We start from the raw sequence: 10,990 nt of genomic DNA on the forward strand, positions 1-10,990 counted from the left end.
GCATGGTCGGCCGGGATATCGAGCAGCCCGAACCCTTGGGCGGCCACCTGTTGCGCGAAGTCGGTCGGAATTTTGAGCTTGCCCAGCATCGACTTGATGATCAGCTCCCAGACCGTCGCCACCGAGACGTGGACGGAAGTCGACTCGACGATGCGCTTTTTGGAACGCGACCCGAGGTGGGGATCGTCGTCCATCACCCAGAGTGCGGTCTGGCTGTCAAGCAGCAGCATCGGTGTCTCCGTAGAACATCCTCTGGATGTCGGGGTCGACATCGAACGCGCTGTCGTCGTATTCGAGCTGCCCCTTCAGGCCGCCGAAGACCACTGCTTGCTCGCGATGCGGGACGAGGTCCACGATCGGCTTGCCCGCCTTCGAGATGACCACATGTTCGCCGTTGACAGCACGCTCGATGAGCCGAGACAGATGCGTCTTGGCTTCGTGGATGTTCACTACGTAGGTCATGAGACCAAGTTTGTCAGACTAGACTTAGTCATATCACGGACTTGAACGGGCGGTCCGTCGTCGACTCCTAGTGCGGAACCCCCAGCAGCCCGGCCACTTCGGCCTTCAGCGCCGCCATCGTCGCTCGCGCCCGCTCCCTCGCGGCCGCAAGATCATCGCCCGCTTCCTCGCGGACCTCCAGGTACGCCTTCAGCTTCGGCTCGGTGCCGCTCGGGCGCGCGACCACCCTCGCGTGCGCCGTCGAGATGGTGACGACATCGGCGTCCGGGAGGCGGTCGACGTACTCGATCACCGGCTCGTCCAGCAGCTCCGCGGGCCGATGCGACCGCAGGTGCTTCATGCACGCGTCGATCTCACTGAGGTCCTCGACGCGGAGCGCGAACTGCCCGGTCTCGAAGACGCCGAACTCCTCGGCCAGCTCGTCCAACCGGTCGGCGAGCGTGGCGAACCTCGCGGCCAGGCCGGCGGCGATCTCCGAGACCACCAGCGCCGCCGAAATGCCGTCCTTGTCGCGCAGGAACTCCGGCGCGACGCAGTAGCCGAGGGCCTCCTCGAAGGCGAACGCCAGGTCCGCGTCGGCGCGGGCGAGCCACTTGAATCCCGTCAGGGTCTCCTCGTAACCGAAGCCGCGCGAGCGGCACATCGCCTTGAGCTGCGTGGTCGAGACGATCGTGGTGGCGTAGGTGCCGTTGTGTCCCTTGCGCATCCAGTGGTCGGCCAGGAGCACGCCCACCTCGTTGCCGGTGAGCTGGCGCCAGTCGCCGTCACCGGTGGGCACGGCCACCGAGCAGCGGTCGGCGTCGGGGTCCAAGGCGATCGCCACGTCCGCGCCCTCCTCGACCGCGAGCGCCTTGAGCAGGTCGATCGCCCCCGGCTCCTCCGGGTTCGGGAAGGCGACGGTCGGGAAGTCGGGGTCCGGTTCGGCCTGCTGCGGCACGAGCTTCGGCGCGCCGAACCCGGCGCGCTCCATCGCCCGCACCAGCGTCCGGCCGCCGACGCCGTGCATCGGGGTCGCGACCGCGGCGAGGCGCTTGGGGTCGTCGGGGTCGACGACCGAGCACACGGCGGCCAGGTAATCGTCCACGATCGACTCGTCGAGCACCTCGCCGTCGTCGCCGAGCGGGATCTCGGACAGCGGACCGAGCTCGGCGATGGCCCGCTCGATCTCGGTGTCGGCGGGCGGCACGATCTGCGCGCCCGCGCCGAGCTCGCCGCCGAGCTCGCGCCCGAGGTAGACCTTGTACCCGTTGTCCTGGGGCGGGTTGTGGCTCGCGGTCACCTGCACGGCCGCCGCGCCGTCGAGCCTGGTCACCGCGAACGCGGTCACCGGTGTCGGCAGCGGTCCGGGCATGACGAGCGCGCGCCGCCCCGAGCCGGTGACGACGCGGGCGGTCTCGGTCGCGAAGTCGCGGCTGCCGTGCCGCGCGTCGTAGCCGATGACGACCGGTCCTGTGGCGCCCTTGGCGTCGAGCCAGTTCGCGAGCCCGGCCGCGGCGCCGCGCACCACGGCCAGGTTCATGCCGTTCGGCCCGGCGCGCAGCGGCCCCCGCAGCCCGGCGGTGCCGAACTCGAGGCGGCCCGCGAAGCGGTCGGCCAGTTCGTCGGCGCTGACGGGGAGGGCGTCGAGCAGCCGGTAGAGCTCGTCGCGGCTCGCTTTGTCAGGGTCGTCGGTGATCCAGGTGAGGGCCTCGGCGCGCAGGGCGTCGAGACCGGTCACATCTCCCGTGTTCGAGGACTCCATGCGGAAATCCTCGCACACCGCGCGTGCGTGGGACGTCTGTTGTGCTTGGTGTGGCCTCAACCGGTCTGGAACGACCGCACAGCCTCGTCATAGACCTGCTGTGATAGTTCCCATCCGTCGGCGGGACCGGAGATGAACACCCCGAAGGAGGTGCCGTCGCCGGCGTCGACGATGGCCCAGACCGAGTGGCGCTCCGCGCCGCCGTCGTTGTTGGTTCCGGTGTACTCCAGGACGGTGCCGCTCATACCGCCGAACTCGACCGCCTCCAGTCGGACCTGCTCGAGGTCGCTCATGTCGCCGAGGCCGGTCTCGTAGAAGTCGCTGAGATAGGCCTGCGGATCGGACGCGCCCCGGTCGGAGCCGGAGTAGAACCGCACCCATTGGGTGTCGTCCTCGGGATTGAAGTAGGTGACGTAGTCGTCGCCGGCGAGCCCTTCACCCCATGCGGACGGATAGTTGACGCTGAAGCCGTCGCCTTCGTGCGCGGCGGTCTCGAAGCTCGGCGCGGCGTCCTCCTCGTTCTCGCCTTCGCCTTCGCCTTCGCCTTCGGCAGGAGCCTCCTCGGTGCTCTGGCCGGGGTCCTGCGCCGCCCCGCCGCCATCGTCGTCCCCGCCGAACTGCCACTGGTACAGCACGTAGGCCAGGCCGAAGAGCACGAGCGCGCACACCGTGGCGATCGCGAGGTACTTCACGGCCTTCGACTTCGGCTCCTCGGGCGCCGGCTCGCGCGGGCGCGGCGGGATGGGCGGGCTGGGCGGGGAGACCTCCTGGTGCGCCGCGGAAGCGGCCGCCGGACGCCGCGACTCGGCGCCGTACCGCGGACTGCCCGCCGGGAGCGGTCCCGAGTTGCCGGCGAGCGGTCCGGCCAGCAGCCCCGCGAGCTCGTGGCGCACCTGGCCGAGCGTGTAGCGCTGGTGGGGCTCCTTGGCGAGCATCCCGCCGAGCAGCTGCGTGAGCGGCCCGGCGTTGCGGGGACTCTCGGGCGGGTCCTGGACGACCGCCCGCATGGTCGAGACCGCGTCGCCGCGGTCGAACGGGGGCCGTCCCTCGACGGAGGCGTACAGCGTGACGCCGAGGCTGAAGACGTCGCTGGCGGGCTCCGCCGGCTGCCCGACGGCGCGCTCGGGCGCGATGTAGTGGGCGCTGCCGAGGACCTTGCCGGGCGTGGTGCCGCCGGACATCTGGTTCAACTGGGCCGCGCCGAAGTCGGACAGGACGCAGCGTCCGTCGACGGAGATGAGGACGTTGCCGGGCTTGACGTCGCGGTGGATGATGCCCGCCTCGTGCGCGGCCTGGAGGGCGCCGACGAGCGCCAGGCCGATCTTGGCGGCCACGCGCGGCGGAAGCGGGCCGTCGGCGGTGAGGATCTCGGCGAGGCTCCGCGCCTGGAGCAGCTCCATGACGATCCAGGGCAGCCCGGTGTGCTCGACGACGTCGAACACGCGGATCACCGACGGGTGCGACAGGCCGGCGGCGATCTGGGCCTCGCGCCTGGAGCGGTCGATGAGCTGCACGCGCTCGGCCGGCGGCAGGTCGGGCGGCAGGAAGACCTCCTTGAGCGCCACTTCGCGGCGCAGCACGGTGTCGTTCGCGCGCCATACCGAGCCGTTGCCGCCCTTGCCGACGAGGTCGACCAGCCGGTAGCGGTCGCCGACCAGGTCGCCGGGGTTGGCGTGGTGGCCCGCCGCCGTGCCGGGGGAGTTGTAGCCGAACGAGGACTGCGCCTGCCGGCCGAAGTCCTCCCCGGCGGCGAAGCTCTGCCCGTAGTTGCCGTAATTGCCGCTGTGGCGCTGCCCGTAGGAGCCCGAGTCGTCGTACGCGCGGCCGTAGGCCTCGTTGTTGTAGGAGCTGTAGTCGGTGAAGCGGGCGCCGAGCGAGGGGTGGGGATCGTCGGCGCCGTGCGCGGGCGAGCCGTATGATGAGTGGCCGCTGCCTGAGGTCCCATACGCCCCGGAGGCATCGGCGGAGCGGCGCCGGGGCGGCTCCGTCCCGGAGCGGGGGTCCTCCCAGGAGCCGGGACCGCCGCGTCCGTAGTCCGCTGAATACGTCATTCGGCAACTCCTCGCGAGGGCTTCTCACTAGTTTGCCGTGTCCGCACCATCGAATGGGTACCGGGTGTGACGACGGCTTGCCGTGTCCGCACCGCCGAACGGGCCCCGGGCGTGACGACGACGCGCGGTTCTCGTGCCGCCTGACTCGCGCCGCTCGCGGGGTTCGACACGGCTGCACCTCCCGGGATCGCGGTTTTGCCACTAGGATCGCAAGGATGCAGCCGCCCACGCAAGGCCGAGGCCGGGTCGGGATCCGACCCGTGTACGGCCCCGAAGACCTCGCCCCCGATCTGGCCGAACGGCTCGGTGAACCCGGTTCGTTCCCCTACACCCGCGGCATCCACCCCACCATGTACACCTCCCGGCCCTGGACCATGCGGCAGTACGCCGGATTCGCCAGCGCCGCGGAGTCTAACCGCCGCTACCGCGACCTGCTCGCGAACGGCACCACCGGCCTGAGCGTCGCCTTCGACCTGCCCACGCAGATGGGCTACGACTCCGACGCCCCCGAGGCCGCCGGCGAGGTCGGCAAGGTCGGCGTCGCCATCGACTCGATCGACGACATGCGCGCGCTGTTCGACGGCATCCCGCTCGACGAGGTGTCGACGTCGATGACCATCAACGCCCCCGCCGCGGTCCTGCTGCTGCTCTATCAGCTCGTCGCCGAGGAACAGGGCGTCGACCCCGCCGCGCTGCGCGGCACGATCCAGAACGACATCCTCAAGGAGTACATCGCGCGCGGCACCTACATCTTCCCGCCCGCGCCGAGCCTCCGCCTGGTCAGCGACACCTTCGCGTACTGCGCCGCCGAACTGCCGCGGTGGAACACGATCTCGATCTCCGGCTACCACATGGCCGAGGCCGGCGCGACCCCCGCGCAGGAGCTCGCGTTCACCCTCGCCGACGGCATCGAGTACGTCAACTGCGCGCTCGACGCCGGCCTCGACGTCGACGCGTTCGCGCCGCGGCTGTCGTTCTTCTTCGTGGCCCGCTCGGCGCTCCTCACCGAGGTCGCCAAGTTCCGGGCCGCCCGGCGGCTGTGGGCGCGCATCATGCGCGACCGCTTCGGCGCGAAGGACCCCAAGTCGCTCAAGCTCCGCTTCCACACCCAGACCGCCGGGGTGGAACTGACCGCACAGCAGCCCGAAGTCAACATGGCCCGCGTGACGATCCAGGCGCTCGCCGCCGTCATGGGCGGCACCCAGTCGCTGCACACCAACGCCTACGACGAGGCCATCGCGCTGCCCACCGACACCTCCGCGCGCCTGGCGCTGCGCACCCAGCAGGTCATCGCCGCCGAGACGGACCTGACCGACACCGTCGACCCGTTCGCCGGCTCCTACGCCGTCGAATCCCTCACCGACCAGATCGAGTCCGAGGCACAGAGCCTCATCGACGCCGTGTTCGCGCACGGCTCGGTCACCGAGGCGATCGAGGCGGGCTTCCAGAAGGGCGAGATCGAGCGCAGCGCCTACGAGACGGCCAAGCGCATCGATGCCGGCGAGCAGGTCGTCGTCGGCGTCAACGCCTACACCGGCAACGGCGGCGACGCCCCGTACAAGCCGCTCAGGGTCGACCCCGCCATCGAGGCGGCCCAGATCGAACGGCTCGGCGCCCGGCGCGAGGCCCGCGACACCGCCGAAGCGGCCCAGACGCTCTCGCGGCTGCGGTCCGCCGCGGCCGGAACCGAGAACGTCCTCTATCCGCTGAAGGCCGCGCTCGCCGCCGGGGCCACCGTGGGCGAGGTATGCGGGACGCTCGCGGAGGAATGGGGCCGATACGTCCCCGCCGACAGTTTGTAGTCCCATTGTGACCGAATGGCGGAAGCGCACAATCTGTCTGCCGAAGTGATTGAACACGCGCGCAATACTTGTCGCGGACGCGTCACGGACGGCGATTGCGCCCGTGTTGTTATTGAAAAGTCGCATCGGAGCCGTAACTTTTCGGCTCGGCAAGCGTTATGTAACACAACGGCGTCCTCGGCCATACGGTCGGCTGCCGTGTCGCCACCATGAGCACGGTATTCGATCACGCTGGGTGCCAAAGCGAACTGATGGCTCGCGAGCGTCGCCAAGGGTGCAATCGGCGTTTGCGGTAGGCGATGCATCGGGCCGATCCGGGTCCCGGGTGCCGATGTCGCTCAACCCGGCGCTCGCCGCGACGGAGAGCGATCGGGTTTAAGCTTGCCCAATCGCCCTCCTTTGGCGCTGATTCACTAACGCGAATTGAGAGGCGCGAAGGAATGTACACGCTCACTGCGGAGAATGTCGTCGAAATGGGAACAGCAACCAAGTCCAATGAGGCCCACACGTCAGGCGCCGAGGCGCCCGAGCCCCGTGTGCTGGTACCGGCTGCGCTGCCCTCGCTCGGCATTTCGCCTGGTCCCACCGCATCGGAGCCTCCAACCATGTCCGAATCGCTGCCCGAGTTCCTCGATGCCTGGCTCGAAGCCCACTTCGACGAGGTCGTCGCCACCCGCCGGCACATCCACGCCAACCCGCGCCTGTCGCGCCAGGAGCATGACACGGCCGACTTCATCGCCGCGCAGCTGCGCGCCGCCGGCCTCAAGCCGCAGCTCATCCCGGACGGCACCGGCCTGATCTGTGACATCGGCGACGGCGACCGGGTCTTCGCGATGCGGGCCGACATGGATGCGCTGCCGATCCACGACCCCAAGGACGTGCCGTACCGCTCGAAGGTCGACGGCGTGTGCCACGCGTGCGGCCACGACGCCCACACCGCGATCCTGCTCGGCGTCGGCCGCGTCCTCGCCGAGCTCGGGCGCCGCGGCGAGCTGCCCGGCCGGTTCCGGCTGGTCTTCCAGCCCTCGGAGGAGCAGTTCCCCTCCGGCGCGCCCACGATGATCAAGCACGGCGCGCTCACCGACGTCGCCGCGATCTTCGCCCTCCACTGCGACCCGCAGTTCCTGGCCGGCCAGGTCGGCGTGCGCAACGGGCCGCTCACGGCCGCCTGCGACGTCATGGAGATCCGCATGCACGGGCGCGGCGGCCACACCTCCCGCCCGCACCTGACGACCGACCTCATCAACGCGATGGGGCGGATCATCGTCGACATGCCGGCGCTGGTGAACCGCCGCATCGACCCGCGCCAGGCCGTCGCGATCGTCTTCGGTGCCGTCCAGGCCGGCGAGGCCGCCAACGCCATCCCCGAGGAGGCGCTCGCGCGCGCCACCATCCGGATGCAGGGCCGCGAGTCCTGGCAGATGATCCCGGACCTCGTCCAGGAGGTCACCCGCTCGGTCGCCCGCACCTCGGGCGTCGAGTGCGAGATCGACTACCGGCGCGGCGTCCCGCCGGTCGTCAACGACCGGCTCGCCTCGGCGATGTTCGCCGGCGCCACTGCCGCCGCGCTCGGCGAGCAGGCCGTCACCGAGGCGCCCATGTCCATGGGCGGGGAGGACTTCGCCTACTACCTCGAGCAGGTGCCCGGCGCGATGGCGCGTCTCGGCGTCGGCCGCCCCGGTCTCGAATGCGACATCCACCAGGGCAACTTCGACATTGACGAGACGGCGCTCGCCCACGGCGTGCGCGTCATGACCCACACGGCGCTGGCCGCCGCCGGCAGCCCCGGCTTCTGAGCGCCCGGCGACTCCGGGCCGCGCTCACTCCGCCGTCGGGCGTTTGCGCAGCGCTTCGACGTAGTCCTCGGGCGCGCCCGCGGCTTCGGCGGCGTGCACGATCTCGTCGAGGTACCACTGGCTCGGCAGTCCGCCTTCGAAGCCCTCGAAGACGTAGAGCCAGACGGGGCGGTTCGCCTCCAGCGTCACGGCCTGGCTGTGCATCTTGCGATACAGGCCGGAGTTGCAGCCTTCGAGCTCGTCGAGCACGGCGCGGTCGGCCGGGTCGAGGTCGTAGAGGGCGACGAAGACGCGCTCGGCGGGGTCCTCGACGACCGTCGCCACCGCCGACTCCCATCCGAGGTCCTCGCCTGCGAAGGTGAGTCGCCAGCCCTCGAGCCACCCGGTTCCCACCAGCGGCGAACGCGGGCACGTGGCCCGCATGCGAGCAGGGTCTAGGTTCGAGCCATACGCGGCATAGAGATGCACGCCTTGAAGATACCCTGGAATCTGCCCGCACAGAAGCATCCCTGACATCGAAAGGCGCAACCGTGGCACGAGTAGCGATCATCGGCGGAGGCCCGGCCGGCTACGAGGCGGCCCTCGTGGCCGCCCAGCTCGGCGCCGAAGTCACCCTCATCGAAGCCACCGGGCCGGGAGGCGCCTGCGTGCTGTCCGACTGCGTGCCTTCGAAGACGTTCATAGCGGCCTCCAACGTGCTCACCGAGATCCACGAGAGCACCGCGATGGGCGTCGGCGCCGTCGACACCACCATCGACGCGAAGGCCGTCAACAGCCGGGTGCGCCGCCTGGCCGCCCAGCAGTCGGGCGACATCACCCAGAAGCTCGTCGCCGTGGGCGTCGACATCGTCCACGGGCGCGGCGCGCTGCGCATCGACGGCAAGGTCAACTACACCCACGAACTGCGCGTCATGCCGGCCGAGGGCGAGCCGTACGACATGGACTGCGACATCGTCCTCATCTGCACCGGCTCGACACCGCGCACCTTGACCTCCGCGCCGGTCGACGGCGAGCGCATCCTCACCTGGCGCCAGCTCTACGACCTCGACGAACTGCCCGAGCGCCTCGTCGTCGTCGGCTCCGGCGTCACCGGCGCCGAGTTCGCCTCCGCCTACCTCGCCATGGGCTCCGAGGTCACGCTGATCTCCTCGCGCGACCGGGTCATGCCGCACGAGGACGCCGAGGCCGCCGAGACCGTCGGCAAGGTCTTCCGCAAGCGCGGCATGGACATCCGCAACCACTCCCGGGCCGCCGCCGCCCGCCGCACCGACACCGGCGTCGAGGTCGAGCTCGACGACGGCTCGGTCGTCGACGGCAGCCACGCCCTCATCTGCGTCGGCTCGATCCCCAATTCCGACGACCTCGGCCTGCACGCCTACGGCGTCGCCATCGACGAGCGCGGCTACGTCAAGGTCGACAAGGTCTCGCGCACGAACGTGCCCGGCGTGTACGCCGCCGGCGACGTCACCGGCGTCCACGCCCTCGCCTCGGTCGCGGCCATGCAGGGCCGCATCGCGATCTGGCACGCGCTCGGCGAGGCCGTCCGCCCGCTCAAGCTCCGCAACGTCGCCGCGAACGTCTTCACCGATCCCGAACTCGCCTCCGTCGGCGTGTCGCAGTCCGACGTCGACGCGGGCCTGGTCGACTGCCGCACCGTGCTGCTGCCGCTGTCGTCCAACCCGCGCGCGAAGATGATCGACCGCACCGAGGGCTTCGTGAAGCTTTTCGCGTGGAACTCCTCGGGGATCGTCGCCGGCGGCGTCGTGGTGGCCTCGCGCGCGTCCGAGCTCATCCATCCGATCGCCCTGGCCGTCGAGCAGCGCCTCACCGTCGAGCAGCTGGCTCGGACGTTGACGATCTATCCGTCCCTGTCGGGCTCCGTCGCCGAGGCCGCCCGCCAGCTCATGGAGTTCTAGCGGCGCGACAGGCCCGCGGCGGTGCCGCGGGCCTGTTCCTCGACTTGTCTACTCGAAGGTCTCGACGCGCAGGTGGCGCAGCAGGTGCACGTCGTAGGCGTTGCCGCTGGAGGCCGCGAAGCCGAACTTGAACGTCTCGGGCGCGGGCTCGTGCATCTGCGTCTCCAGGACCCGGTGCCAGCCGTCGCCGAAGTCGATGTCGACGGTCACCTCCGGGTGCTCGTCGCCGCTGATCTTGAGCTTGACGAGGCGCTTGGCCTCGCCGAGGGTCGCCGTCGCGAGGGACTCGGGGAAGTTCGTGCCGTACAGGCTCCCCTGGGAGTCCGAGCCGATGACCTCGTCGCTCGCGGTCGTGGCGATCAGGCAGTAGCCGTCGGTGCCGTGGCCGGGCCCGCGCAGGGCCACGTTGTCGGGCGCGCGGTTCATCTTGGCGGTCAGGAAATCGGGCGCGCGCTGCTCGGCGGGGCAGCCGGTGCCGCGGCCCTCGGTGTCGGCCGAGAAGTTCCCCCAGGCGTCGATTCCCAGCCCGAGATAGCCGCCGTCGACGCCGGGAAGGTCGCCGTGCTGCGCGTAGCCGAGACTGCCGCCGTACGCGCCGGCCTCGGTCAGATCGGTCTCGCCGTCGACGATGAAGAACGAGATGCCGTCGGCGCCGTTGCCGCCGTACTGGTACTGCGCGAAGGTGACCTCGATGCCGCCGTTGTTCACGAGCGCCTTGTCGTAGAGGACGCCACCGGTCTCGTACTGGCCGCCGTCGGTCAGCTGCAGGTAGCCGGGCGTCTTCCCGGCTTCGGGCACCGGACCCTCGTCCTCGCCGTCGCAAGGGCCGAACACGGTGGCCTCGCTCGCGCCGGTCAGGCAGGCCGAGCCGAGCGGGACGAAGTGCTCGTCGTGGACCGCGTCGTCATTGAAGTGCGCCTCGACCAGCAGGGCCTTGGCTTCGTCGTGTTTGGGCTCCGCTGCGGCCGGGAAGGCGATGAGGCCCGCCGTGAGCATCATCGTGCCGGCGCCGAACATGGCTGTACGTTTCACAGGTGCTCCTCTGATCCTGTTCCGCGAAGCGCCGACCGCGGGGCGGTCGGCGCGCTGTCGTCGGTCGACATCGCGAACCGATGTCGACTACAGGCCGAAGCTATATGAGAACACTCGGTGATGTTTCGGTGATGGACCAAATCGGGTCCCGAGTGGTGAAGCGGCGGCGCCCGGCCACTCGGCCGGGCGC

8 protein-coding genes are annotated in these 10,990 nt (G+C 70.3%); 3 read left to right on the plus strand and 5 right to left on the minus strand.

Annotated elements, in window-relative coordinates; translation table 11 throughout:
• Window positions 1-216: 216 nt before the first annotated feature.
• The 3 genes from ACYVK3_RS07485 to ACYVK3_RS07495 all read right to left on the minus strand — a co-directional run bounded on the left by ACYVK3_RS07485 (window position 217) and on the right by ACYVK3_RS07495 (window position 4,254).
• A complete protein-coding gene (locus ACYVK3_RS07485; protein WP_460496658.1) occupies window positions 217-462 on the minus strand; it encodes a type II toxin-antitoxin system Phd/YefM family antitoxin in 246 nt (81 codons plus the stop codon).
• Window positions 463-529: 67 nt separating this feature from the next.
• Window positions 530-2,203, minus strand: coding sequence for a phospho-sugar mutase (locus tag ACYVK3_RS07490; protein ID WP_460496659.1), 1,674 nt, complete (start codon window positions 2,201-2,203; stop codon window positions 530-532).
• A gap of 56 nt (window positions 2,204-2,259) precedes the next feature.
• The gene (locus ACYVK3_RS07495) at window positions 2,260-4,254 is read right to left on the minus strand and encodes a serine/threonine-protein kinase (protein WP_460496660.1); all 1,995 of its coding nucleotides are present in this window, start codon (window positions 4,252-4,254) and stop codon (window positions 2,260-2,262) included.
• 215 nt (window positions 4,255-4,469) lie between these two features.
• On the opposite strand from ACYVK3_RS07495, the gene ACYVK3_RS07500 reads away from it, so the two are divergent.
• Both ACYVK3_RS07500 and ACYVK3_RS07505 read left to right on the plus strand, forming a co-directional pair.
• Window positions 4,470-6,056: an acyl-CoA mutase large subunit family protein gene (locus tag ACYVK3_RS07500; RefSeq protein WP_460496661.1), complete on the plus strand. Its 1,587-nt coding sequence runs from the start codon at window positions 4,470-4,472 to the stop codon at window positions 6,054-6,056.
• Window positions 6,057-6,661: 605 nt separating this feature from the next.
• Entirely contained in the window at window positions 6,662-7,852 is a 1,191-nt protein-coding gene (locus ACYVK3_RS07505; RefSeq protein ID WP_460496662.1) for a zinc-binding metallopeptidase family protein, read from the plus strand.
• A gap of 24 nt (window positions 7,853-7,876) precedes the next feature.
• On the opposite strand, the gene ACYVK3_RS07510 is transcribed toward ACYVK3_RS07505, so the two are convergent.
• The gene (locus tag ACYVK3_RS07510; protein ID WP_460496663.1) at window positions 7,877-8,320 is read right to left on the minus strand and encodes a gamma-glutamylcyclotransferase family protein; all 444 of its coding nucleotides are present in this window, start codon (window positions 8,318-8,320) and stop codon (window positions 7,877-7,879) included.
• Between the two features lie 41 nt (window positions 8,321-8,361).
• On the opposite strand from ACYVK3_RS07510, the gene ACYVK3_RS07515 reads away from it, so the two are divergent.
• Window positions 8,362-9,768, plus strand: a complete 1,407-nt coding sequence (locus ACYVK3_RS07515; protein ID WP_460496978.1) for an NAD(P)H-quinone dehydrogenase — start codon at window positions 8,362-8,364, stop codon at window positions 9,766-9,768.
• A 48-nt stretch (window positions 9,769-9,816) separates the two neighbouring features.
• On the opposite strand, the gene ACYVK3_RS07520 is transcribed toward ACYVK3_RS07515, so the two are convergent.
• Window positions 9,817-10,800 carry an L-type lectin family protein gene (locus ACYVK3_RS07520; RefSeq protein ID WP_460496664.1) on the minus strand — a complete coding sequence of 328 codons (984 nt, stop codon included), beginning with the start codon at window positions 10,798-10,800 and terminating at the stop codon, window positions 9,817-9,819.
• Window positions 10,801-10,990: the final 190 nt, after the last annotated feature.

It is taken from the genome of Glycomyces tarimensis (assembly GCF_054776215.1).

Excerpts from the sequence above, each read along its gene's own strand:
- ACYVK3_RS07485 (WP_460496658.1), bottom strand. The coding sequence starts at position 462 with ATGACCTACGTAGTGAACATCCACGAAGCCAAGACGCATCTGTCTCGG.
- ACYVK3_RS07490 (WP_460496659.1), bottom strand. The coding sequence starts at position 2,203 with ATGGAGTCCTCGAACACGGGAGATGTGACCGGTCTCGACGCCCTGCGC.
- ACYVK3_RS07495 (WP_460496660.1), bottom strand. The coding sequence starts at position 4,254 with ATGACGTATTCAGCGGACTACGGACGCGGCGGTCCCGGCTCCTGGGAG.
- ACYVK3_RS07500 (WP_460496661.1), top strand. The coding sequence starts at position 4,470 with ATGCAGCCGCCCACGCAAGGCCGAGGCCGGGTCGGGATCCGACCCGTG.
- ACYVK3_RS07505 (WP_460496662.1), top strand. The coding sequence starts at position 6,662 with ATGTCCGAATCGCTGCCCGAGTTCCTCGATGCCTGGCTCGAAGCCCAC.